Annotated in this window: 20 protein-coding genes and 1 other RNA gene; 8 read left to right on the top strand and 13 right to left on the bottom strand. The window is 33.9% G+C overall.

The window, feature by feature from the left end; genetic code table 11:
* Positions 1–346: 346 nt before the first annotated feature.
* The 6 genes from AB1422_04155 to AB1422_04130 all read right to left on the bottom strand — a co-directional run bounded on the left by AB1422_04155 (position 347) and on the right by AB1422_04130 (position 10,365).
* On the bottom strand, positions 347–748 hold the full coding sequence (locus tag AB1422_04155) for a hypothetical protein (protein ID MEW6618528.1): 402 nt from the start codon (positions 746–748) through the stop codon (positions 347–349).
* The gene (locus tag AB1422_04150; GenBank protein MEW6618527.1) at positions 748–6,909 is read right to left on the bottom strand and encodes an RHS repeat-associated core domain-containing protein; all 6,162 of its coding nucleotides are present in this window, start codon (positions 6,907–6,909) and stop codon (positions 748–750) included. Before AB1422_04150 ends, AB1422_04155 begins: the two co-directional genes overlap by 1 nt.
* A 699-nt stretch (positions 6,910–7,608) precedes the next feature.
* Positions 7,609–8,466 carry a hypothetical protein gene (locus tag AB1422_04145; protein MEW6618526.1) on the bottom strand — a complete coding sequence of 286 codons (858 nt, stop codon included), beginning with the start codon at positions 8,464–8,466 and terminating at the stop codon, positions 7,609–7,611.
* A gap of 398 nt (positions 8,467–8,864) precedes the next feature.
* A complete protein-coding gene (locus AB1422_04140) occupies positions 8,865–9,707 on the bottom strand; it encodes a hypothetical protein (GenBank protein MEW6618525.1) in 843 nt (280 codons plus the stop codon).
* Positions 9,707–10,171: a PIN domain-containing protein gene (locus tag AB1422_04135; protein ID MEW6618524.1), complete on the bottom strand. Its 465-nt coding sequence runs from the start codon at positions 10,169–10,171 to the stop codon at positions 9,707–9,709. Before AB1422_04135 ends, AB1422_04140 begins: the two co-directional genes overlap by 1 nt.
* 2 nt (positions 10,172–10,173) lie before the next feature.
* Positions 10,174–10,365: an AbrB/MazE/SpoVT family DNA-binding domain-containing protein gene (locus AB1422_04130; GenBank protein ID MEW6618523.1), complete on the bottom strand. Its 192-nt coding sequence runs from the start codon at positions 10,363–10,365 to the stop codon at positions 10,174–10,176.
* A 206-nt stretch (positions 10,366–10,571) separates the two neighbouring features.
* On the opposite strand from AB1422_04130, the gene smpB reads away from it, so the two are divergent.
* On the top strand, positions 10,572–11,030 hold the full coding sequence (gene smpB, locus AB1422_04125; protein MEW6618522.1) for an SsrA-binding protein SmpB: 459 nt from the start codon (positions 10,572–10,574) through the stop codon (positions 11,028–11,030).
* Between the two features lie 4 nt (positions 11,031–11,034).
* On the opposite strand, the gene AB1422_04120 is transcribed toward smpB, so the two are convergent.
* The 6 genes from AB1422_04120 to AB1422_04095 form a co-directional block, all read right to left on the bottom strand.
* The gene (locus AB1422_04120; GenBank protein MEW6618521.1) at positions 11,035–12,030 is read right to left on the bottom strand and encodes a glycosyltransferase family 2 protein; all 996 of its coding nucleotides are present in this window, start codon (positions 12,028–12,030) and stop codon (positions 11,035–11,037) included.
* Positions 12,027–13,337, bottom strand: a complete 1,311-nt coding sequence (gene rfbH, locus AB1422_04115) for a lipopolysaccharide biosynthesis protein RfbH (GenBank protein MEW6618520.1) — start codon at positions 13,335–13,337, stop codon at positions 12,027–12,029. The genes AB1422_04120 and rfbH overlap by 4 nt, the downstream gene beginning before the upstream one ends.
* Positions 13,338–13,341: 4 nt before the next feature.
* A complete protein-coding gene (rfbG, locus tag AB1422_04110) occupies positions 13,342–14,454 on the bottom strand; it encodes a CDP-glucose 4,6-dehydratase (protein ID MEW6618519.1) in 1,113 nt (370 codons plus the stop codon).
* On the bottom strand, positions 14,447–14,908 hold the full coding sequence (locus AB1422_04105; protein ID MEW6618518.1) for a dTDP-4-dehydrorhamnose 3,5-epimerase family protein: 462 nt from the start codon (positions 14,906–14,908) through the stop codon (positions 14,447–14,449). The genes rfbG and AB1422_04105 overlap by 8 nt, the downstream gene beginning before the upstream one ends.
* Positions 14,909–14,912: 4 nt before the next feature.
* Positions 14,913–15,698, bottom strand: coding sequence for a glucose-1-phosphate cytidylyltransferase (gene rfbF, locus AB1422_04100; protein ID MEW6618517.1), 786 nt, complete (start codon positions 15,696–15,698; stop codon positions 14,913–14,915).
* Between the two features lie 486 nt (positions 15,699–16,184).
* Positions 16,185–17,774, bottom strand: coding sequence for a radical SAM protein (locus tag AB1422_04095; GenBank protein ID MEW6618516.1), 1,590 nt, complete (start codon positions 17,772–17,774; stop codon positions 16,185–16,187).
* 766 nt (positions 17,775–18,540) lie between these two features.
* Between AB1422_04095 and ssrA the strand changes: the two genes are divergently transcribed.
* Positions 18,541–18,901: a transfer-messenger RNA gene (gene ssrA, locus AB1422_04090) on the top strand.
* Here the strand turns inward: ssrA and AB1422_04085 are convergent.
* A complete protein-coding gene (locus tag AB1422_04085) occupies positions 18,852–19,055 on the bottom strand; it encodes a hypothetical protein (GenBank protein ID MEW6618515.1) in 204 nt (67 codons plus the stop codon). The two genes, ssrA and AB1422_04085, sit on opposite strands and share 50 nt — an antisense overlap.
* A gap of 129 nt (positions 19,056–19,184) precedes the next feature.
* Between AB1422_04085 and AB1422_04080 the strand changes: the two genes are divergently transcribed.
* The 6 genes from AB1422_04080 to AB1422_04055 all read left to right on the top strand — a co-directional run bounded on the left by AB1422_04080 (position 19,185) and on the right by AB1422_04055 (position 25,754).
* On the top strand, positions 19,185–20,159 hold the full coding sequence (locus AB1422_04080; GenBank protein MEW6618514.1) for a PQQ-binding-like beta-propeller repeat protein: 975 nt from the start codon (positions 19,185–19,187) through the stop codon (positions 20,157–20,159).
* 527 nt (positions 20,160–20,686) lie between these two features.
* Complete coding sequence (locus AB1422_04075; protein MEW6618513.1) at positions 20,687–20,971, top strand: acylphosphatase; 285 nt, start codon at positions 20,687–20,689, stop codon at positions 20,969–20,971.
* Positions 20,972–22,195: 1,224 nt separating this feature from the next.
* A complete protein-coding gene (locus tag AB1422_04070; protein MEW6618512.1) occupies positions 22,196–22,804 on the top strand; it encodes a TrkA family potassium uptake protein in 609 nt (202 codons plus the stop codon).
* 122 nt (positions 22,805–22,926) lie between these two features.
* A complete protein-coding gene (locus AB1422_04065) occupies positions 22,927–23,604 on the top strand; it encodes an NAD-binding protein (protein ID MEW6618511.1) in 678 nt (225 codons plus the stop codon).
* Positions 23,605–23,685: 81 nt separating this feature from the next.
* Complete coding sequence (locus AB1422_04060) at positions 23,686–25,245, top strand: potassium transporter TrkG (GenBank protein ID MEW6618510.1); 1,560 nt, start codon at positions 23,686–23,688, stop codon at positions 25,243–25,245.
* Positions 25,242–25,754, top strand: coding sequence for a DNA-binding protein (locus AB1422_04055; protein ID MEW6618509.1), 513 nt, complete (start codon positions 25,242–25,244; stop codon positions 25,752–25,754). Before AB1422_04060 ends, AB1422_04055 begins: the two co-directional genes overlap by 4 nt.
* Positions 25,755–26,396: the final 642 nt, after the last annotated feature.

The following is a 26,396-nucleotide window of genomic DNA, read 5'->3' as shown; positions in this document are numbered from 1 at the left end:
CTTTCCTGACGAAGAAATTCAATCCCTTGAGTAACAGCATGATAACTCAATAGAAAGTTTCTTAACTTTCTAAAAACATAGTGATTTAATATAAATGTTATAATTTTTTTGACTATATTTATTATATTTTTTCTCATGGTTTTGGCTCACTCTCGCCAATCGCCAAGCAAGTCACCTATTTTATCAAGTAGGTTTTTCCACCAATTATTAGGATCTTGAGTTGGATCTATGTTAGGTGCCGGTTCATTTGCGGAGAATGTTGGGGGCAGACCGTGAATGTTGAATGTAGAAGAAACTGCTTTCTACATTCAAGGTCTGCCCCTAATCCCTCTCTTGCAGCAAAAGTCTATCCTTCTAATATAATCTCTTCTAAAACAACATCAATTTGCGAGCCACTATTTAAAGAAATTCTATAATGATAAACTGGAATGGGTGGTTTGATTCCTTTGCTTTCCATTTCAGAAATCAAATTAGAATCTTTAATCATATCTATCCCTTGTATTGTATCTCTATCTACGCAGTGACATTTAAGATCATTCATTATTCCCCAACAGTTCTTAAAAATTATTCTTGTTAAGCCATTTTTTTTAGGGATAGGATAACCTGGGTCATAAGAATCATCAGTAATTTCCACATCAAGTAACAAAATATAATTCCCTGCGACAGTTTGAATGATCGAAAGATTGTGTAATTCAGCATCATGGATAGGAAGAAACTCAATTTGCTCACGACTCAAATTTAACTGCATTACTGACCTCCATTCCCTGGATAGGGTGTATCTGGGGGATAATGTTTCTTTTTCTTATCAAAGTGTAAGTGATCTTTTCCTCTCCACCCTGGCTTTGTAGGATCCCCCTTATCAAATCTCCATTTCTCTTTAAACTTTCCGTCTTCATACTTTCCCCAACTTCCTTTTCGATCAGGATTTTCGACAAATCCATCAGGAGGTTTTGGATCATACTTTGGTGCTTCTGCTTGTTGAGATAATCCAACTATTGAACTAAATAGTGTTGGATAAAGATATGCCAGAAAACCTAATCCAATTTCACTTAACCAGTCCTCTATTATAGATTGCTCCTCTGGACTTATTGGACACAATCCCCACAGGTCTATCCAGTTAATCGGATCATTGTAGCAATAGATATACTTATGTAAATTAGGTGGAAAGTAGACATTGCCAGTGTATGGGTCTTTAGTAATAAATCTCCCTACCCTCGGATCATAGTATCTGGCGCCGAAGTAATATAAGCCGGTTGCCTCATCATATTCTTTGCCAGTGAAAGTGAAGTTATTTTCAATCTTTCCCTCTGTATTTATCAACTCACCAAAAGGTAAATAATCACTCGACCAAACTATTTCTCCCATACTATCAGTCATCACCCTTGTTGAACCTAAGTAATCATTATGATAATAATATACTTTCTCGGACTGAGCAGGTTTTTTATCTACCCTCGCGACTAATTCATCATTAGCATAAATATAGGAGATAGTTCCTAAAGGCACATACACAGGTTTATCTTCTCCCTTGATAATCTCTACATCATCTATATACCACCCTTCATAGTCGTTATACCACCCATCTACTGTATCAAAATTAAATCTTAGTTTTATCTTCTTACCCGCGTAGTTTGAAATATCAAAGGATTCCTCATGCCAGTCCATAACCGATGGTCCTTCATTACAATCGTTATAAAAAATCCTATTCCATTTCTGACTATCCCAAATATCTACCTTCATATTGTCATAGTTTCCATAAGGATAAGATTCATGTTGCCATCTTGTCCAGAAATTTAGAGTAAGGTTACCTTTGAGCGTTGACAAATCAATTAATGGTGAAAGAGAACAACCAGAATTTCTACCACCGGTATTATAATTTGCTCCGTTATTATAAGCAAAACTATGAACAGAGCTATTACTCCTGAGTATTGAATGATTCCAGAGTCCATCATTTATCCAAATTTTGTCTTTTATCTCATTTTGAGTTTCCTCAAAATCATCTTCAAAAAATATCTTATCTCCCCCTCTAATCTCAATTTTATCAATATACCAGCCTTCATAATTGTTATACCAACCATCAACGGTATCAAAACAAAACCTAATCTGTATTTTCTTTCCACAATAAGTTAAGAGGTCAAAGGATTTTCTATGCCAATCCGAAAAGGCTATCCCTCGACAGTCATTATAAAAAATCTGACGCCAACTCTTACCATCATAGACCTCTACCTTCATATTATCATATTTTCCATAAGGATAAGATTCATGTTGCCATCTTGTCCAGAAACTCAATGTAGCCGTAGCTGGTTTAGTTAGATCAATTATAGGTGAGGTCAAAATGCCAAAGTTCCTGCCACCAGTATTATAGTCTTTGTCATTATTATAAGCAAAACAATATTTTCCAGAATAGCTCTTTTTATCTGACTGATGCCATAGCCCACTTGTAGTCCATATCTTTTGTTCTGGTAGGTTTTCAAAATCCTCCTCATATATCTCCTCACTATCATTTTGTCCTCCCCCTATATAACTATTCTGGCAGATAATTTTACCTTCCTGATTATAGTGATATACTGTTTTTGTCCCGGCAGTATTCTTCATAATTCTATGACCAAAACCATCGTAGACATATTCCTCAACTAATCCACCGGGCGATTCAACCTTTATTAATCTGTTTTCGTAGTCATAGTGATAAGTAGTCGTAGCAGTGCTAATGGACCTAGTCTTCAGATTACCATTGTTATCGTAGGTATAGGTATATACTCCATTTGAGTATATTCTATCAGTATTATCTATATAGGTATAGGAATGAATATCATTACCTTTATTTTCAAATTCTCGATTACCAACCTTGTCATATCCATAACTAAGATTTGGGAATTCCAAAAACTTATCGCCATAATTTACATCTTCTAATCTATATAAATCATCATAGATATATCTAGCAAATGGGAGTTCATTTATCGGGTTAACACTTGAACGATATTTAATATATTTCCAAAAGGATTCTCCCGCACCATCTTTACATCCCCATTTTACTATTTGGATAAGAGTAGTTGGATGTATGGAACCACCTGATGTTCCAAATGGCTCAATCATTTTTTTAAATTTATCATCGGCATAAAACTTTAAATTTTTCCCTACAATTTCTATTCGATAGGTATGGAAACTATCGTTAGTGGACATTGATATAGAATCCCTGGTATAAAAAAAGTCAATCCTGTCAGGATAGAAAAGTATCCATTCACTTCTCCAACCAGTCCAATCTCCACCAAAGGCTACAAATGCACCTTCATTTTTCCCTCCTACTTTTAATGAGAATTCTATACAAAAACCTTCTTCTGGTTCTTTCCACTCATCAGGATATATGTGCTCTTTTCTCCAATTTTTAACTCCGGTAATATGTAAAATTCCATCATTTTCAATGACTGCATTTCCAGTTCCTTCTGAAGCAGGCCAATCTAAATTTTCAGGCAGGATATTTCCTTTATATTCTTCATTCCATATCGCCTTTTCAATATTTTCATTTAAGAGATTACCTATTTTGTCATAACCTTTATAATAGCGCTGAAGGACCGATGATGTCCCTTTAGTCGTATTTATTTTCTTTATCCAACCTTGTGTAGGGTAATAATCGAAGTCAGTCTTTATGTTATTATTAAAGGTTATACTTTTGACAGCATCCGTTGGATTATAGGTATAATCAGCTATCTTACCAATTCCATCCACATTAATTGAGGTAATGCGATTGTTGGTATAGGTATAAATCGTCTTTTTACCTGCTGGGTCAATGATATAGTCTATATTTCCTGCTTTATCATAATGATATTGAGTCGTATATTTTAGCCCATCGATTATCTTATCTTGTTGGCATAATCTATTTAAGGCATTGTAAAAATAGGTAGTAGTGCCCGATTCATCAATCATCATTGTCAGATTCCCTTTTGGGTTATTTAAATCAGCAGGTGGACTAATGATATAAGTATCATAAGCAAAAACAGTCTTAGTCGCATAGCCAATAGCATCTGTTAATGGATTATTATTTGCCAGGCAGGTAATGGTGCCTTTGTAAATAAGGCGGTTTAAGTTATCATAACGATACTCTATCCATTCGAAATTATCCTTTGCCTCTGGCTCTTGTTTAAATCTCAAGTTACCATTTTTATCATACCTATACTCCACTCCAGTGTCATCTGGATATGTAACCTTAGTTAGTCTATTTAGTCCATCATAGCTATAGACAGTAGTTCTATTTTTAGCATCGGTTATAGATTGTAGGTTACCTAATGGGTCATGGCTATACCTGGTAACAATATCCTCTCCTTCGTTATTTTGCTTTACTTCTTGAAGCTGATGAAGACTGTTAAAGGCATAATTTGTTGCTTTTCCATTAGCATCTTCTACTAATATTTTAGATACGCCCTGTGCCCAGACTGCATAAGTAGATGTATAGGTAGATACACTACCATCAGGATGTATTATTTTTACAAGTCGATCTACTGAATCATATTTATACCGAGTAACCCCTCTTGAATCTGTCATAGTACCTATGTTCCCCACCGGGTCGTATTCATATGAAATAGTAGTATCAGGATATATTATCCGGGTTATTTTATTATCTGCATTGTAATTAAAGCTAATCGTGTAATTGTTAGGATAGATAATCTTTTTACAATTACCAATAGGGTCATACTCAAATGAGGTTATATTTCCAAGAGGGTCTTTGATAGCTATTAAATTATCATTTGAATTATAGGTATAGGTGACAATCTGGTTATTGGCATCAATAATTTGAATACAATTACCTTTGGTATCATAGAAATATCTTGTCTTATTTCCTTGTGCATCAGTTATAGTTCCGAGTTTTCCATCATCATAATAATCGAAGGTAGTGATATTATTCATTGGGTCTTTTATTTGTGTTATGCACATTGGTAATGATGGATGATAGGTAAAGGTAGTAGTTCCATTTAGCGGGTCAATTATGTTAGTCAGGTTATATGGTAGATTGGGTTCATAATCCATCTTAGTAATATTGCCATTGTCATCTTTAATTTGATAGAGAAGTCCATTAGGACTATAGGTGAATACTTTATTAGTTACATTTTCAGACCATGTGTCTATCTCTTTGCAATTAGTCGTTATTCTAGATACAGTTAATCCCCACCCATACTCGGCATATTCATCAGTTCTTTTATACTGATATATCTGGTTATAGCCATATATTTTTTCTTGATACTTATTTCCTCCAATAAATGTAGTTTTTGAACCATAGTCTTTATCATAGTCATAAGATATCCATAGAAGATAATCATAGTCATATAGCTTCCACTCAGATTGTACCATTACCTCGCAACACCTAAAATATCCACTTCCATCAAAGTTATTATAAGAAATTTCAACTATTCTTCCATTAGGGTCTTTAATTTTTGTCAGTGGTTTATAACTGCTATTACTGATCCAATCAATTGGATAATAAGGAAAATCATCCTTCATATAGTTGTATACTATCTTATTATTTAAAGTATCAGTTACAGTGGCTAAATACATCTTCCCTATCCTATTCTCTGTAATTGTACCTGTATATTCATAAGAAACTGTTCGACCTGTAGAATCTGATATGCTCTTAAGACATCCCTCGGTAAGTTTGTCTTCTTGATAAGTCACATATACAAGGTCTATGTAATATCCAGAATCATTTTGTATTTTTATAAGTTTAGCGTTATCATTATAAATTAATCTGATATAATGCCCGTTTGGCTTAACTATTCTAGAAAGAAGTGGGACATGTTTAGGTATAACTTCTTCAAAGTAATATTTAATCCCATCTCTTTTTGTCCAGACAAAACTACCATCATCTTGTTTAGATAAAGTAGACCTTTCACCACATTTGGGATAATATATACCATTCCATTCCCTAAAGTAAATCATTTTTCCGTCCCAATCTCGTATACTTGCAACTGGAACGTAGTAATTATCAGGTAAATTCCATTCATCCTGAGCATTAAAGTGAATATTAAAATTATGTGTCCAACCTATTCCAAATACTTGCCTTACAAATAAATTATTATCTTGGGAGTTATAACTCCGTATAAACCGTATTGGAAATCCACCACCTGGAATATATAAATCCTCATGAGAATAGAAGAAATTACCGGTAATAGGATTTACAGGGTCTCCTATAGTATCACCTTTACCTAACTTATTTAGTATTTCCTCTTTTTTTAATTCATATGCATCCTTTTTCCATTTTCCTACTGCTTTTACTTCATAATTATGAGCCTGGTTGTCTGTTATCATCTCTAATAGCTCTTTTTTAGCTTCTTCTAAGGTTAGATCGGCACATAAACCATAGTACATTGGCCTCATAAGTAAATGTTTTGGAGTAAGCCATGGGTTCTGCGATAATTCAATGTCAGAAGGTAAAAAGGGATTCGCTTTCTGCCATCCTTGAGTTCGAGAACTTTTATACATGTAATAATCAACTTGAAAATCATCAAGTGGCGTAAATGCATAAAAAACTTCAAGACATCTCCATACTGGACCAGATTGCTCGATATGCCCTATTGTTCCTCCCCATTGTATTGGTAACATTACTTCATTATTTTGAGCAAAACATTTCTTTTCCTGGATTCCTATTAGTATCAATACCAGGCAAGCGGCAAATAATAATACCTTGCCAACTTTCCTGAAAAAGTAGAGAGTAGAAAGTAGAGAGTAGCAAGAAAACATAAATGAGTCGCTTCTGGTCTCCTGACCCGAATATCTCTTACTTACTAACCTACCCAAAAGACAAATAAAGCAGGCAACTAATACTATCAACCTGCTTAAAAAACATAAAAAACCTCCACTTAAAACTTCTTTTCTTTCGTAATCTCTCTCTCTCTTATACTTACAACTATTATTTTGTTTTAACATTTTAACCAACCTCCTTTTTGTAATTGTTCAGCCACAAAGATACCACGACACAAAGATTAAAGGTAACCGTTCAGGTAGTGTCCATAGGGAAAAAGGGGAAACACGGAAAAAATGGGAAAGGAAGAAAAGAAGATAAGAAGTTAAGAAGATGAGATTGTGAGAAGCAAAACATCCATCTTAACCTCTCACCCTGACCTGTCGCCAGGACAGACTTATCAACCTCTTAATTTCTTCCCTTCTTAGATTTACCCTTTTTCCCTGGTTTTTCCATTTTTCCTTTATTACACCCTGAACACTTACTATATATTTGATATAGCATATAGTTTAACAAAAGTCAAGTATTTTTTCGATTTTTGTCAGAAAGAACAGTTACATATATAGCACTTATTAATCGAAATTTAACATAGATATGGCTATGAAATTCCAAATCACAAATTCCAAATTCCATTTAGTGAATTAGTGAATTAAGCGAATTAGCGAATTAGTAAAATCTAATCTCTAATTCACTAATCTCTAATTCGCTTTTTGGTATGTGGAATTTGGTGCTTATTTGAGATTTGGTGTTTGGGATTTAGGATTTTTTTTACTTATCCACTCTGAGTAAAATTTTGACTAATAACTGCTATAACTACTGACTACTAACTACTATTTTCAGGGAAAACTCTACCCAAAAGACGAACTTGACAAAACAGTAGGCTACTATGAGATCATTTTGATGGTTAAAAGAGAGTATAATTCACCTATCCAGAAAAATAGGAATATTAATAGTCCTAATTTAAGATACCGCGATTTCTTATACGGACTACTTTCAAAAGGTTCTACGCGAATTAACCTATCGATATAAATGCTGGTAAATATCACACTTATAATAGGCAAGATTAATCCAATCATAGATAAAAGTTTTTCATTTTCGAAATCAATTCCATATAAAGCCCTGAAAAGCCAGATTAAAAATACACTGAAGATTAAAGAGATAATAACACTTTGTTCTACTGGAAATAGAATTAAAACCCATTTTTGTAAAATTACCTCTTTTTTTCCAAGCAGTCCCCATAGAAATCCAAGTCCGGCAAATAATAATATCACAAGAATTTTATCATAATGTTCTAACCCTATAAAATCAAGGCTAACGATTAAGAGTATCCCAAAAATAAGACCACTTAATCCACCTTGACCAATGCTATGGTCTAATCTTCTTTTCCATAAGACGAGGAAAATATATGTCCCAATTGCCAATAACCCAAGATAAAAAAGAAAAAATAGTCCATTAAGATAAAAATATAAAAAAATAATTTTTTTGCCCAGATAAACATTATGATAAAATAATACGCTTGTTCCAACTAAGAATATCGTAAATAGAGCTATAATAATAGAAGATAAAATAAGTCTTAATCTGATTATTTTATTATTAGTCATTATAAAATTAATTCCACAAGAGATAAATTCTTCTAAAAAGATAATTAGTCCTATGACGATGACAAATGGTATTAATCCAATAAAGTAAGACGGACCATCATAATGACTTCCAAATATGTATGAGAGATAATAATTCATCATAATATTTTAATCCTTGTTTCTTTAATTATTGAGCCACGAAGCCACGAAGATAAAATAATCTTTTCTTGTAACCGTTCACCGCAGAGACACAGAGACGCAGAGAAGAAAATTAAAATTTATGGACGATAGGCTTAACATCCCTGATTTTCATCAGTGCAAGCTCTTGAGTCCAACAACATTAAACTTGCCCTGATGAAAATCAGGGATGGATTAACAAATCTGGCTTGCCGGCTGAACATTCGGCAAGCAGGTCCTAAGTATTTCAATGGCTATACCAATAATCTTTTCTGTTATCTGATTTATTTCCATATCTTCTCTGTTCCTCTGCGTCTCTGCGGTAAATTACCACCTGAACGGTTACCTTTTCTTCGAGTCTTTGTGCCCTGGTGGCTGAACAGTTACTTTTTCTTTACTAAATCTATTGATGTTAAACGAATATGTTTTATTTTAGAGTTGATTAAGATTTCGTTTAATTTATCCAGTAAAGATGGGTTAGATAATGAATTAGCCACATTTTCTCCACTACGCAATTTTACCTCTTCGACAGGAATTTCGGGAATAAGTATCTTTATTATCCCTTTTAATTCATCGGCTGATTCATTAAGTTCTTCCTCAAAATTGGTGTAAAGTGGTTCATTAATCAACCGAAGTTTGAGTTTGACATTTTGTTTTGGTTTATCTGTTGGAATTATAAGTTCAAGGTCGTAGTATTCTGGATAAAACCATAGATAATTATGAAGGGCACAAAATCTATACCTGGTGATATTTTTTACAATTTTAATACCATTTTCAGAAATGACTTCATTTAGTGGTTTTCGTGTTCCTTCCTTATCTAAAGTTAGAAATGGTATTTTGACTATGGGTGTAAATTTGAATATTAGAACTTCCACCGGAAGGTAACCTTTTTTAATAATTCTTAACTTTAAATATGGTGCCTTTTTTTTCTGACCATCTAACCATAAAACAAAAATTTCACCCAAAGGTCCAATAGGGACTTCAATTTCTTCTAATTTGTAAAATCCTGTTGAGTCGGTAAAGAAATGTTGGACAGGTTTTCTAAAAATCCTTTTAGGATAAAATGGAACGACTTCAACCTTCACTCCTTCAGCACTAACCCTCTCTTCAAGTGAAAGATAGCCAGAAATGTTAATGGTAGTTGGTTTGAAATCTCTTAAAATGGTGATATAAAATAAAAATGAGATTCCAAAAAATAATATTAAAAACAAGATAAATCGTCTCATCAATCTTCTACCTTTTCTAAAATCTCGGCTATATTAATTATTTTAATCTCTCGCATTTTTTTCAGCGATTGGTTATGAGTAATGAAACACTCGGCGTCGTATAATTTAGCGGTAGCTAATTGAATGGCAAAAGTATCATCCAAAAAAGAATAATTTGCTTTGAAAGATGCGGCTAAATCGATTATCTCTTCATCAATTTTCCCAATAATCAAGTTCGGAAATGTATTAAGCAAAAATTTATATTCATTTATCAAATGATGTTCTTGTTTCTCCATCGGTTTGATAAGAATTTCAAGAAGAGATAGAATAGATGTAACACCAATTATTTCTCCTTGCTCCATTAGACTAAATAGGGCGATTGTAACTGGTTTAAATCTCGGATTATTTTCAAAAAGATAAATAAAGATTTGTGCATCTAATCCTATAACATGATGTCCTTTCAGAAATTTTTCTAATTTGTTCATAATTATTCCTTCCAGACTTTTTCACCTAATCCTAACATATAGTCGGTATAACTCTTAGGTTTTGCCCGCATAATTATCTTATCATCTTCAATCTTCATTATTAATTCATCACCTGATTTCAGGTTTAATTCTCGTCTTATTTTTTTAGGGATAACAATTTGATATTTACTGCTTAACTTCGCCGTAGAACCCATAGTAAGTAACCTCCTTTAACCGTGAACAGTGAGAAGCGAAAAGTGAAACAATAATCACTTTTCTCTAATTACTGTTTTCTCTTCACTGACTACTGACTTTTATATTATAATCATTGTTCATCTAAAAGTCAATAAAAAAACAGGGAATATAAAAAATAGTTGTAATTTTTCTTAAAATGTGGTATAGTTGAAATGGTGGAAAGAAAGTGACCCTGAAGACAATATGTAGTAATCGTAAAGCATACCATGATTATGAAATTTTAGAAACTTACGAGGCAGGTATTTGCCTTCGAGGAACAGAGGTTAAATCATTACGAAATCATCAAGCAAATTTACAGGATAGTTTAGCCAGGGTAGAAAATGAAGAGGTTTTTTTATTTAATTGTCATATAAATCAATATCCGTATGGAAATATTCAAAATCATGAGCCGACAAGGATTCGTAAGCTCCTTTTAAAAAAAGAAGAAATCAAAAGATTGATAGGGAAGACGCAAGAAAGAGGACTTAGCTTAATTCCATTAAGATTATACTTTAAAAAAGGAAAGGTAAAGTTAGAATTAGGATTAGGTAAAGGTAAAAAACTTTATGATAAGCGTGCGGTAATTAAGAAAAGAGACCATGAAAAAGAAATGAGACGGGCGATGAAAGAAACTATGAGGAAATAGAAGGTTAGTCAAGATACACATTCTTCTTCTTAGAAGAGAATCGTCCTCCGAAGGTAAAATACCAATGAAGAACCAGTAAATTAGATTTTATACCTCTTTTTATCACATCTCTCTTTTTCACATCAAATATATAGACAAAAGGGAAGGTGAATAAGATAAATATTGAAGAGGCAATGGTAATACATCCAACTAAAATAGAGCCAGATAAACCATAGAATTTTTTATAAAAAGAATGGAGGGCATTTAAAGATTTATCTATCATAAAAAATGGATTAGATTTTCGAGTGGTAGCGGCAAAATAGTGGATTATTTGTGCATCTGGGGTATAATAGACTTTATAGCCTGCTTTTTTAGCCCGAAGGCATATATCCGGTTCTTCATAATAGAAATAATATTTTTCTTCCATGAGCCCAATTTGGTCTAACATCTTTTTTCTCACCATCAGACAACTTCCATGAACAGAAGCTACCTCATGAGCATAGTTATAATCTTTGAGCGAAGACATATACAATTGTCCTGGAAATCTTAGTTCAGGAAAAACCCTTCTTAAAAAAGGACTAATCATAAATGCCTCTAAAAATTCAGACCAGGGAGAGCGTATTTCCAAACAATGAAATTTTTGCAATCTTCCATCCGGGAAAAACTCCTTTGGCCCTAATATTCCTATATCAGAATGTTCATCCATAAACTCGACCATATAATCAAGGGCATTTGGTTTTACAATCACATCATCACTTAAGATTAAAGCATACCTGCCGTTCATCCGCGATAGCACCTGGTTATGATTGGTAGAAAAACCTTTATGGTGGGGATTGACTATTAGATTAACTTGTGGGAATTTAGTTCGAACCATTTCTACACTGTTATCCATTGAGTAATTATCCACTACCCATATTTCAAAGCTAATCTTTTTAGCGGTTTCATAAATAGATGTTAGACACTCTTCTAATAACTTTTCATTATTAAAATTAATTATCGATATAGTTAAATCAACCATCATATCCCTCGCAATTTAGAGGCTATTGTTTTAAGAATAAATTCAATCATTTCCTCAGTTAAGCCAGGATATACACCCAACCAAAAGGTATTATCCATGACAAAATCTGTATTTTTTAACGAATCTATAAGGCGATAATTCACATTTTGATAGGCCGGTTGTTTGACTAAATTGCCACCAAAAAGCATTCTGGTAGCAATATTATTTTTTTCTAAATGATTAACAATCTCTGCTCGTGAAAATTTAGCCTTTTGTCTTACGGTTATTGGGAATCCAAACCAGCTTGGTTGTGAATTAGAAGTAGGTTGTGGCAGGATGAAGACTTCCTCATATTTCTTTAGCCCTTGATAAAGCAAATTAAAATTTTTCTTTCTGGCTTCAATAAATGAGGGTAATTTTTTTAATTGAGCAATCCCTATTGCCGCTTGCATATCTGTTATTTTTAAATTATAACCTATATGAGAGTAGATATACTTATGGTCATAACCAAAAGGTAACCTACCCAACTGCTGTGAAAATCTCTTTCCACAGGTATTATCATTTCCTGGCTCACACCAGCAGTCTCTACCCCAGTCTCTAAAAGATTCAATCAATCTCTTTAGCTGAGTATCATTAGTTATTAATGCCCCTCCTTCTCCCATAGTGATGTGGTGAGCAGGGTAAAAACTTAAAGTCCCTATCTGTCCAAAGGTGCCAGTATATTTATCATTGTATTTTGAGCCAAGAGCATCGCAGTTATCTTCAATTACCCACAAATTATATTTTTGAGCAATGGACATTATTTTGTTTAAATCAAATGGATTACCAAGTGTATGGGCTAAAAAAATAGCCTTTGTCTTTTCAGATAAAGCCTCTTCAATTTTATCTGATTGAATGTTATAAGACCCAATATCTACATCTATAAATACCGGCACCAGATTATTCTGGATAATCGGATTCACCGTGGTTGGGAAACCACAGGCTATAGTGATTACTTCATCTCCTGGTTTAAGCCTTCTTTCTCCTAACTTAGGAGATGTCAAAGCAGAAATAGCTAAAAGATTGGCAGAAGAACCCGAGTTAGTGAGAATACAATGTTTTACCCCTAAAAACTTACTCAATTCCTTCTCAAATTGTTCTGCAAATCTTCCAGTTGTCAGCCAGAAATCCAAAGCCGAATCAACAAGAAAAATTATCTCCTCTTCGTTATAGACCCGACCAGCATACGGAATGTGTGTTTTACCAGGTATAAATGGTTTGTGTTTATGTTTTTCTTCATAATACCTGGTAACCATCTCAAAAATCTCACTTTTTAAATCTTTATTTTCCACTATCTTAATTTAATTCCTTCCTATTTATAGAGTTTATGTAGTTCCTAATTTCCTGGACTGTAATTTCATACAACTTTTCCAGACCAACATCATTGTAAAAACTTTTATACCACATAATAGTTTTTTCAAGTGATTCATAGATATGATAAATAGGTTTCCAACCAAGTAAAGCACGAACTTTACTTATATCCAATTTTAAGAGGCTGGCTTCATGAGGTTGAGTGACATTTGAAGTGTCTATTTGATAGTCGCCGCTACCCCAATGTTTAATTAAACATTTAACTATTTCTTCCACCTTTATTATACTTTCATCGTTTGGACCAAAATTCCACCCGCTACTATATTTTGCTCCGTTTTCATACATTAACGCTCCCAGCAATAGATAACCTGATAATGGTTCCAAAATATATTGCCAGGGTCTTGTGGCGTGTGGATTACGAATGAGAACTGTTTTATTTTTTGAAAATGATTTCACACAATCCGGAATAAGTCTATCTTCCCCCCAATCTCCACCACCGATTACATTTCCAGCTCGGACAGATGATAGAGATACCTGGTGAATTTTCCCATAGTCTTTAGGATTAAAAAAAGAATTTCTATAAGAAGCGGTTATGAGTTCAGCACACCCCTTACTTGAACTATAAGGGTCATAGCCACCCATCGGGTCTATTTCTCTATAACCATAAATCCATTCTTTATTTTCATAGCACTTATCACTGGTAATGATAACACAAACTTTCACACTCTTGGATTTTCGTACTGCTTCTAAAAGGTTTACTGTGCCCATGATGTTTGTTTCATAGGTAAATTTTGGTTCTTTATAAGAAAATCTCACTAATGGTTGTGCCGCTAAGTGGAAGACAAATTCAGGTTGATATTCTTCAAAGATAGCGAGCAAATTTTTTTCATCTCGAATATCACCAATAATGTGTTCAATTTTATCTTTTAGATTTATAGATTCAAACAGATTTGGTTGTGTAGGGGGTTGGAGGGAGTAACCAATAACCTTTGCCCTTAATTCTGTAAGCCATACTGATAACCATCCGCCTTTGAATCCCGTATGTCCTGTAACTAACACCCGTCTATTTTCATATATTTGTCTAAGATATTTATCCATGTTTTAGGTCCCAATCGTAAGGTATTTCATTTGTAAAAGGATTTATTCTTTTAATTTCGTCTGGGTCATGAGGTAAGGTCGCACAATTTGCCACTATGGTCTGTTTTGTTCCAATACATTTAAATCCATTCCAAATTTTTGGTGGAATTTTAACTAAAGAATAATTTTCTTCACCAATAAACACTTCCATTAAATTACCTTTTGTAGATGAGTTTTCCCTATTATCAAAAAGGACAAGTTTTATCATTCCTTGAATAACCGCATAATTTAGCGTCATTTTTTCATGTAGGTGCCAGGCTTTAATAACTCCAGGATAGGCTAAAGAAAAATATATCTCTCCAAATCTCTCAAAAATTGGGTCATCCCATCTTAACATGAGACAGATAGAACCTCTTTCATCCGGTATTTTTTTTAGTGGTTTTATAACCACGCCTTCAATCTGGTTATTATCCATTTTTTTACTCCTCCCAAACTTTCCAGAATGCCTTTTTATTTTTCCACAAATTATTAAGATGCTGAGTATCCCTAAAGGTATCCATACACTCCCATGCTCCTTTGAGGTCATAGACCATTAATTCGCCTTCTCTGGCTAATTGTTCTAACGGTCCTATTTCAAAATCACAACTATCATTTTCAGATAAATAGTCAAAGATTTTTCGATTAAAAACAAAAAACCCCCCATTTATTATTCCATAAGAAACCTGGGGCTTTTCTGTAAATGAGATAACTCTATTTTCTTTAACTATTAATTCCCCAAATCGCGACATCGGTCGGACACCAGTTACCGTTCCAATACAACCATGACTCTTATGAAAGGATAACAATTCATGGAGATTGATGTTAGCTACGCCATCTCCATAAGTCAGCATAAACAGGTCGCTATCGATATATTTTTCTATTTTTTTTATCCTCGCCCCTTTCAAGGCATTTGCTCCGGTATCAACCAGTGTAACTCGCCAGTCCTTTTCTTTATGATGGCTGTAAATCTCTATATTTTTAGAGTTACCTAATTCTATGGTAAAATCATTATTTAGCATTTCATAGTTATAGAAATAGTTTTTAATCATCTCTCCTTTGTAACCCAGACAAAGAATAAAATCATTAAATCCATAATATGAATAAATCTTCATAATGTGCCAGAGGATGGGTTTATTTCCTACTTCAACTAATGGTTTCGGTCGAATTTCAGTTTCCTCCCGTAATCTGGTACCCATTCCACCACATAAAATAACTACTTTAGACATTAAGTTACCTCATTAAATGAAATTTTCCACCTGTGCGATTAGATTAACCTTCCTCACATCTTTTAAAATCACGAAGAACACGAAGGGTACGAAGAATTATAAACCAAATCGTAACTATTCAGCCGCAGATGGACACGGATGAAACACGGAAAAATCGGTGAGGCATCTCCGGTATCCGTGTCTGTAATCAGGCTGAAGGCTGAAGGGCTTTTCTTCTTCTCATTTCCACTCCCTTAATCCCCCCCGCTGGCGGGAGTCTTATCGTTACCCACAAGTCCAAATATAGTTAATTGACAATTATCAATTAGCCATTATCAATTCACAATTAATATTTGATGTTGACAAAATTAACAAATAATGGTCAATTGTTAATTGTAAATTGTCAATTGTTAATTATTGGGGGCTGCATTTTTCTATTTCAGATTTCATATTCCACCCCCTTAATCCGCCGCCAGCGGGGAACATCAATTGAGTAGCGACACAGCACTAGTATTTCTTTTTATCCCTTCGTTCTTGTAAGAATTTTAAATAAGAGTAAAATTTATATGAAAGTCTTTTTAAAGGACTTACTATGAAGAATCTTTGATGGCAATTTCTGCAATAAAGCCAAAATCCATATAAAATAGGATCTTCTATAAGAATATTTTTGTAAGTGATTATTTTTTGGCAGAAAGGGCATTTAACATTTACTTCATAGACATTTTCAACCAATCTTTTTATTTTATGCTTTGTAAATATATGATATTTTACAACTGCATTAAATATTTCTTTTTTCATTTTAGCATATTCTTTATCAGTCATGTTTTCAGTCATGTTGTAATAATGCATTGTTGAAAGCTGACTTTTTATAAAATTTGCCTCATCTTTTATTATCCCTTTTCTCACGCAATGCTTGTAGATTTCGCTTCCAGGATAAGGCTGGATAAAACCCAGGTTTATCTGACCTTTTGCATTTTTTTTCCACCAGTCTAAAGTTTCTTTTGCTGTTTCTTTTGTTTCAGCGACATCTCCGAAAATAAAATTCCCCTGAACCCCTATTCCTGCGTTTATTGTTTTTAAAAAAGCATTTTCAATCATCTGCGGCGTAATTGGCTTCCTCATGCTCTTTAAAACTTTTTCTGAAAAACTTTCAAAACCATAGCTTATTATAGCTCCTCCAGACTCTTTTATTCTTTTAAGAACCTCTTCATCAATGTTATGCACTGTCATCTGAGGTATCCAGTTTAAGTTCCATGGAGTTTCTTCTCTTAATTTTTTTATTTCTTCGCAAATTTCAAATAATCTTAGTTTGTTTACTGAAATACATTCATCATAGAATGCAATTATATTTATCCTGTATTTTTCTATTGCTACTCGAATCTCTTCAACAATACTTCTAACAGACTTTGCTCTGTAATTGCTGTAATGATAGCAAAAAGTGCAATGGAACGGGCATCCCCTGCTTCCTAAAATAGGGTAAGGACGCGGATTGTCAAAAAAATTATATGCATTCCCAAAATTAGGATGAAGATGCTCTATAAACTCTAAATATTCAAGGCCTTCAAAATCAGGCCAAGGCAAAGAATCAATATCTTTTATAGGCTCTCTCTGCTCTGTTAAAATTATATCTCCTTTTACATCTTTAAAAATAAGGCCTTTAATATTTTTTAAATCTTTTTTATTCTCAATTGCCTCAAGAAGCTCTATAATTGTTTCTTCACCTTCTCCTATAACTCCAAAATCAGGATTTAAAAGAGGAAACATTAATTTTGGATCAGCAATAATAATCATTCCTCCAATGATAATTTTTATTTTAGGATTATATTCTCTTATGCTATCTATAATTATTTTGGTAGAATTAAATCCTAAAGCAATGTTCCCAATTCCAACAAAATCATATTCTTTTTTACTTAAAGAAGATTTTACTAAATTCTCAGTTTTCCCTTCATAATGGTTTAAGTTAATACAATCTACATTATACCCATTTTTTTTTAAAATTGAAGAGATATAGCCTAATCCTAATGGAAAGTTGTAGTTGTAATTAGCTTTTTCAAGATTGAGTTGTTTTGGCACAATAATTAAAATTTGTGGTTTCATTTTAAGGTTTGGTCTCCTAAAACTGATGGGAATTTGATAATATGTAAAGATGGGGATCCTTATAACGGAACTTCCCCTCTATTTAAAGACAAAAATTTAACATAACCATTTGATTTTCAATAAGATATAGCGATATCTCTTGTTTCTGATTCCTATCTACAATTGAAAGGGGGATTTAATTCCTCATCCCTTATGATTATATAATAGCATATTAATTAAATTTTTGTCAAGCATTTTAAAAAAAATCTGTGATTCAGACAGTAGACTATAGACATCAGACCTCAGACTAAAGCAGGCAGAAATTGCAGAAGAATGAAGATTGGTAATATCTTTGCTTTAAGTATTTTAACGCTGAAAGGAAAGAGATAATTTTACTGAACTTTGGCAAAGATAGTTGATAGTTTATAGTTGATAGTAGATAGTTGATAGTTGATAGTTGAAGGACTATAGACTATAAACCATAAACTATAAACTATAAACTATAAACTATACACTATAAACTATAAACTATAAACTATACACTATAAACGAGTTTTGCATTTTGCTCTTTGGAGGAAATTGATAAAAATAGAGGTGTTAAAAGTTATCCACAAATTTTACATACACCCAACTGATAAAAAATAGTTGTAATTTTTCTTAAAATATGGTATACTTAAACTGGTGGAAAGAAAGTGCCCCTGAAGACAATATGCAGTAATTACTCTCTAAATACATATAACAATCAGAGCCTCGGTTAAAACATGTGTTCTCTGGGGTAAAAAAAAAAGGGGGCGAAAAGGGTTCGACGGAGATAAACAAAATATAGGTTGCATCCCGAGGTGCTGTCAGGCCTCGTTAAACAGACAGCAAAACCAATAAACGCCAACTACGATCTGGCACTTGCTGCTTAATTTAGCAGCACATCCTGATAATTCTTGTCTGTAGAATTATTAAGGGTGTTAGTTTAACAGACTGGTTACTTATTGCTTTGCTTGGGCAAAAGTAGCGAGAAAAAATAAGCTAATTTCCTTTGTATCCTGTCTGAGAGGAGATTAAGGAAGTGAAAACTAAAATCTCAGACAATGGATGTGTAGAGGCTTATGTCTTTGTATCTTCGGACGCGGGTTCGATTCCCGCCGCCTCCACCAGGAAGAATATTCGATAATCAGTTATGAAAAGGTGCGAAGAGGAAAAATCTAACCGTTCAGGTGGTAATTTACCGCAGAGACGCAGAGAAACAGAGAAGACATAGAAATAAATCAGATCACAGAAAAGATTATTGAGGTAATCTTTGTAATACATAGGACATCAAAACCAAATTTGTTAATCAATTATGATATGTCAATCCTAAAAAGTTTGCTCTGATGAAAATCAAAGATGGAATGAAACGTATGACAAATAGTTTTTAATTTTTTTCTCTGCGTCTCTGCGGTGAACGGTTACCGAAAAATCTCAACATTCCATCTTCTTATCACACTAAATAGTTACCAGGAATTTCTATCTATGCCAGAATTAGTCAAAGAAAAATGGAGTTATAACATTCGAGAAAGTGTTTTTTGTGTTGCCATTACCCATGATGCTAAATATATAGTTGTAGGTGCCAATGATAAAAATCTTTATTTCTTAGATGGAACAGGTAATAAACTCTGGGAATATGAAATTGGACAATGGGTACATTCCGTAGATATTACCTATAAAGGGAACTATATTGTTGCTGGAACTGGTGATTATGATGTTTGTTTCTTTAATAATACAGGTGAATTGCTATGGAAATATAAAACCGGGGGCGATGTAAATAGCGTTTCTATTACTCCAGGAGGAGATTATATTGCGGTTGGCACTGCTGATTGGAAAATAGGACTTTTAGATGTAATAAATGGAAAACTCCTCTGGCGATATGGAGTAAGTCAAATGATTAGTGGCGTAGCACTTACACCCGCAGCGGAATATATTGTCTCGGGTTGTGGAGATAGATATATTTACTTTCAGAATAAAAACGGAAAGTTGTTATGGAGATTTGAAACAAATGGCGAGGTTTATGATGTTGATATCTCCTTTGATGGTAATCGAATTATAGCTGGTGGCGAAGATAAATATATTTACCTTTTAAATAAAAAGGGTAAATTACTCTTCAAAAAATATATTGGGGGAGAAATTTATGGAGTTAGAATTACACCTGATGGTGAATTTATAGCTGCGGGAGTAAATAATAATTATGTTTATTTATTTAATAAAGCAGGAAAAGAAATCTGGAAATATGAAACAAAAGGAAGTGTTTATGAAGTAGATATTACTCCTAATGCAAAACATATTGCCGTTGCCTCGCGTGATATGAGACTTTATCTACTTCAAAACTTAATTACTCCTTCAAAAAAACTACCTTTTCTTCATAAAAAATATGTCTAATGGTAACTATTCACCCTGTAGGAAAGTAGGAGAGTAGGAAAGGGGAGACATTGTCCCCAGAAGAGGAATACCGTGCACATCCTTTATCCCTTTCCTACTACCTACTTGCCTACTATTTCCTCCTGAAAGTAGGAAGTAGGAGAGTAGGAAAGTAGGAAAGTAGGAAAGGGGAGACATTGTCCCCAAAAGAGGAATACCGTGCACATCCTTTATCCCTTTCCTACTACCTACTTGCCTACTATTTCCTCCTGAAAGTAGGAAGTAGGAGAGTAGGAAAGTAGGAAAGGCATTATCTAATTCTATCTAAAGATCTTAATTATCTGCCAGATTTTCAATCCATTTGGGATATATCTGAAGAAGTGAGTAGGATGCTTATAGGTTTAATCAAATCAATTAAGAGTAAAATAGTATGAAGTATTTTCCCCCTTTCCTACTTCCTACTTCCTACTTGCTTGGTATGCTGAATAGTTACGTCTAATGAAAAGTCAGGAAATTACGAAGTTTGGAAGTTAGGAAGTAATGAAGTTATGAACATAAGAGCACATCTCTATATCTCTGGCGATGTCCAGGGAGTATTCTTCAGAGCATATACTCAAGATTCTGCAAAAAGATTAGAAATTAATGGCTGGGTAAAAAACCTCCCGGATGGGAGAGTAGAAGCAGTATTTGAAGGAGAAGAAGCACAAGTAGAAAAAATCATCTCCTGGTGCCATAAAGGTCCTCCCGGGGCAAGTGTTAAAAATGTTGAAATGACTTACGAAGATTATACCGGAGAATTTTCTACATTTGAAATAAAATATGGACATAGATAGGACGCAGATTTGGGTGGTGTCTTAATCTAGCATAAAGGTTAAAATAGTGTATAGGGTTCTGCAAAATAGGATTTAAGGGAGACAACAAATAAATATCAAATAGCAAATATTAAATATCAAATATAAATATCAAAATGCAAAATTACAAATCAAATTTCAAAGAGGAAGTAACAAGGTTTCTCAAAGAGTTGGAGGAATTTGGTAATATCTTTGCTTCAAGTATTTTAACGCTGAAAGGAAAGAGATAATTTTACATTTTGATATGTAATTTTTATATTTGCTTTTTGCATTTTGCTCTTTGGAGGAAATCCCTTTTGGACACCAAATCTGCATAGATTTCACTATTAGAGTTATTTTCAGACACCACCCAGATTTGCCCAGATGGACAGGATAATTTTTTAAAGTTGACAAAGGACATATTTTATGATATGATACCCTTTAATAATTTTGTAACCGTTCAGGGATATAGTCACAGAGAACACAGAGGGAATATATAACCACGGTAACTATTCAGCCACTGATTAACACGGATTAGCACGGATAAATACAGAGGGCAGAGGATAGAGGGCAGAGAGCAGAGGGCAGAGGGCAGAGGCGGGTTGTCCCCCGCTGGCGGGGGTTAGGGGGTGGAAATTTCCTCCACTGGCAGAGAATCAAGAAGGATAGAAGATAAAAGTCAAAAGGAGAAAAACTCTTCAGCCTAATTACGGACACGGAAAACGGACACGGATTACGAATTTTCAGTGTTTCATCCGTGTCCATCTGTGGCTGAATAGTTACTAACCACGAATGAACACGAATAAAAAGATTTGTAGTGCGAGGCTTTAGCCTCGCTTCTGGCAAGCAGGAAAGCGAACCTAATGGTTTTTGCAAAATTAACTTCCACTTTTCTGGAATACCATAAAATAAATTAAAAATCAAACATCAAAATGTAAAATTACAAATCAAAAATCAAAATATTCTCCAGCTACTTTGTTAATTTACAAGTATTTTTGCATTTTGCATTGTAATTTTGATATTTGCATTTTGATATTTACATTAAAGTTCTTCTTGCTATCGCTCTCCCCAAAAGAGGAACCTATTTATGAAAAAGCAATAAGGTTCGCACTACATTTATCGAATGTCAGAGGTTAATTCGTGTCCATTTGTAGCTAATTTCTCTAATTCTCTGTGAACTCTGTGCCTCTGTGGCTGAATGGTTACATAATTTTGGAGGGAAAATAAATGTATATTATCATCATTGGTTGTGGTCGAGTCGGGTCTCAATTAGCAACTACTTTAAGTTTAGAAGGACATAATGTTGTTGTGATTGATAAAAGTAACTCTTCCTTCAAACGACTGGGCACAAATTTTAATGGTAGAACTATGGTTGGTAATGGTTATGATGTTGAGCTTTTGAAAGAAGCGGGTATTGAAAATGCAGATGCAGTTGCTGTGGTGACAAACGGCGATAATACCAATGTGGTCGCAACACAGGTCGCAAGGAAAATATTTAAAATACCTACTGTGATAACCAGAATATATGACCCAAAACGAACACAACTATATCACCAATTAGGATTAAATGTAATTGGTGGAACAACCTTAATGGCGAAAATGATCAAAGAAAAAATTACCTCTGGACATTTTGTTCATCACTTATCCGAAGTAAATGAGATAGAAATAATTGAATTTAAAATAAATGAAGATACATCTGGTTTAACTTTAAAAGAAATAGAAACAAAACAACAGGGTAAAACCCTTGCCGTGCTTCGTGATAAGGAAATTCTATTTCCAGAAGAAGAAATAATTACTAAAGAAAAGGATATTTTATTAATTATTGTTAAAAGGTAAGCGTTCAGCGAGCAGATATCAGCAGTTAAGAGAGGATGCAAGATACAAGATGTAGAATGCTGAATCTAAATACTAATGGCTGAAAACTAACTTTTGAATGTTTACTAAACAAGAGGGCTAAAATGTATATAGTTATTGTTGGTGGAGGAAAGATTGGGTATCAACTGGCTAAAACACTTTGCCAGGATAAGCATCAGGTTGCCTTAATAGAAAAAGATACAAATATCTGTTCTGAAATTGCCGAAGAATTAGAAAATGTACTTACAATCGAAGGAGATGGTTGTGAGGCACATTATTTAGAAGATGCCGGGATTGAAAAGGCTGATGTTGTTGCGGCTGTAACCGGTGATGACGAAGATAATATTGTTGTCTGTCAATTGGCGAAGGAATACTTTAATGTCCCTCGCACTGTCGCCCGAGTAAATGACCCCAAAAATGAACAGATTTTTAATGATTTAGGAGTGGATGTGCCCATCAATAGCACCGCAATTATTGCTCGAATAATTGAGGAAGAAACATCCCTTGAAGACTTTATTAACCTGATGACTGTCCAGAAAGGTAAATTAGCAATTGTCCGCGTTGACCTTATGGATAACTCACCGGTTATAAATAAACCAATAGAGAAAATTAAATTACCATCTAACTCAGTTATTGCCTCTATTGTTAGAGGCGAAGACCTTATCATTCCCAACGGCAAAACTAAGTTAGAAAAAGGAGATGATATAATTGCCCTGACGACGATTGAAAATGAACAGGCATTACTCAATATTTTCTTAGGAGAAATTGATATAAATGAATAATAGAAAAACAATAACAAAAATTTTTAACCCTGTTATGGGGTTTTTGATTGAAATTTTAGCTATTTTTATTATCATTGTCCTTTGTTTGATTATCGCGGGACTGGTGTGGTATATAAAATGATTCCAAAACCTACCTTACAGGATATTAAAACTATTGGTTATTATAGTGGCAGGCTAATTGTTGGATATGGGCTTTTAATGATTATTCCTATTGCTGTTTCCTTTCTGATGAATGAGTATAACGAAGGAATAAATTTTTTCATTAGTTTTTTGTGTTGCATGATTATTGGTTATATCCTCCTTTTAATCTGTCCTGTTTCAACTGACCTTTCATGGATAGAAGGAATGGTCATTGCTTCAGTTTCCTGGATTTTAACGATGTTTTTAGGCGCCATCCCACTTTTCATGAGTGGCCATTTTGTTTCTTACACAGATGCATGTTTTGATGCTATGAGTGGTTTAGCCACGGTTGGATTATCTTTAATTCAAGATTTAGACCATACTTCTTACACAGTTAATATGTGGCGATTCACGATGACCTTTATTGGTGGTCAAGGAATGATTCTTGTTGCTCTGACATTATTAATTCGCACCAGCGGTGTCTATGGAATGTATGTTGGGGAGGGCAGGGAAGATAGAATTTTACCTAACATCGTTCAGACCGCAAGAATAATCTGGGCGATTAGTCTGGGTTATTTTTGTCTTGGGACATTAGTTCTCTGGTTTGCTTATGTAAATATAGGATTACCGAAATTAGAGGCATTCTGGCATAGTATGTGGTTATATATAAGTTCATGGGCAACTTGTGGTTTTGCACCACAAAGTATGAGTTTACTTTATTACCATAGTTTAACTATTGAAATAATTACCGCAGTAGTAATTATCCTTGGCGTAATTAATTTCTCAATTCATTACGCACTTTTTACGGGAAACCGCAAAGAAATATACAAAAATATTGAAATCATTAGTTTTATAAGCATATTCTTAATAGTTTTCTTTATCATCATAAATGGACTTGTCCAACAACAAGTTTATTCAAACTTCACTACCTTTTTTAGAAAGGCACTTTATCTTGTTATCTCAGCACTTGGCACTGCTGGCCATTCGACGATTTATTCACAACAATTCTTAACCGACTGGGGACCATTAGCAATGATAGGTTTAATCATCGCTATGGGAATTGGAGGTAATAGTGGTTCGACATCAGGAGCAATTAAATCCTTAAGAATAGGTATTTTATTTAAAGGAATGCTTCAGGATATAAAATCCCTTTCACTCCCTAAATCAGCGGTCGTAAAGGAAAAGTTTCACCATATCAAAGATATTGTATTAGAAGATAAAATCGTTCGCTCAACAATGTTCATTATTTTTTGTTTTTTATTTAGTTATGGACTGGGGACATTTGTTGGAGTTATTTGTGATTATCCATTATTAGATGCTCTGTTTGATTCAGTTTCCGCAGGAAGCGGCACTGGACTTAGTTGTGGAATTGTTTCTCCTCAAATGCCATTTTTACTTAAAATAACCTATATATTTGAAATGTGGGCAGGAAGATTAGAATTTATGTCTATTTTTGCCTTGATTAGTTTTGTTATCTCAACTACCCAATTATGGTCTTCTAAAAAGAGGGTAATAAGATGAATCAATCCAAAATCCAAAATCAATTTAAAAGCTTTGTATTTTTTATGTTCTTTGTGGTTATAAAGAATCTTGTTTATGCATCTCCTATTTCATCGACCGAATTAATTGAAAAGGCAAAAGAATACGATGGGAAAATGGTTTATTATGAGGGTGAGGTCATTGGTTCGGTAATGAAAAGAGGAAATATTGCCTGGCTTAATATTAGCGATGGAAATTTTGCCATTGGTGTTTTTGTTCAAATCTCGCAACTCCCAAAGATTACTTACCACGGTTGTTATAAAGCCATTGGAGATAGAATAATGGTAAAAGGGATTTTCCATCGTGCCTGTCCCAATCACGGAGGTGAACTCGATATTCACGCCACATCATTAGAGATAATCAAACCGGGCAATTTAGTAAAACATCCCATAAATTTAGTCAGAGTAAGAATAGCTTTATTACTCTCATTAATCGCCTTAGTTATTATTATTACTCATTTTATTACTAAAACGAAATTCGATAAAGGGTAACCGTTCAGGTAGTCCTTTACCGCACAGACGCAGAGGAACAGAGAAAATATAGAAATAAAATAACTATTCAACCGCTGATTAACACGGATTAGCACGGATAAATAGCAGAGGGTAGAGGGCAGAGGGTAGAAGGCAAAGGACAAACGGACACGGATACCGGACACGATTCATGAATTTTTAGTGGTGTCTTAATCTAGCATAAAGGTTAAAATAGTGTATAGGGTTCTGCAAAATAGGATTTGAGGGAGACAACAAATAAATATCAAATATTAAATATCAAAATGCAAAATTACAAATCAAATTTCAAAGAGGAAGTAACAGGATTTCTCAAAGAGTTGGAGGAATTTGGTAATATCTTTGCTTCAAGTATTTTAACGCTGAAAGGAAAGAGATAATTTTACATTTTGATATGTAATTTTTATATTTGCTTTTTGCATTTTGCTCTTTGGAGGAAATCCCTTTTGGACACCAAATCTGCATAGATTTCACTATTAGAGTTATTTTCAGACACCACCGAATTTTTAGTGTTTCATCCGTGTCCATCTGTGGCTGAATAGTTACCTTTTTTCTTAAGGAGGTGAGAAAGGATGAAAGTAGTTCGCTGGTTTGTAGCCGGATTAGCCTTTGGGATTATTTCTCAAA

The organism is bacterium, from assembly GCA_040757115.1.
GTDB lineage: Bacteria > UBA9089 > CG2-30-40-21 > CG2-30-40-21 > SBAY01 > JBFLXS01.
Note: the sequence above shows the minus strand (reverse complement) of the source record. Positions and strands in the feature narration are given on the sequence as shown.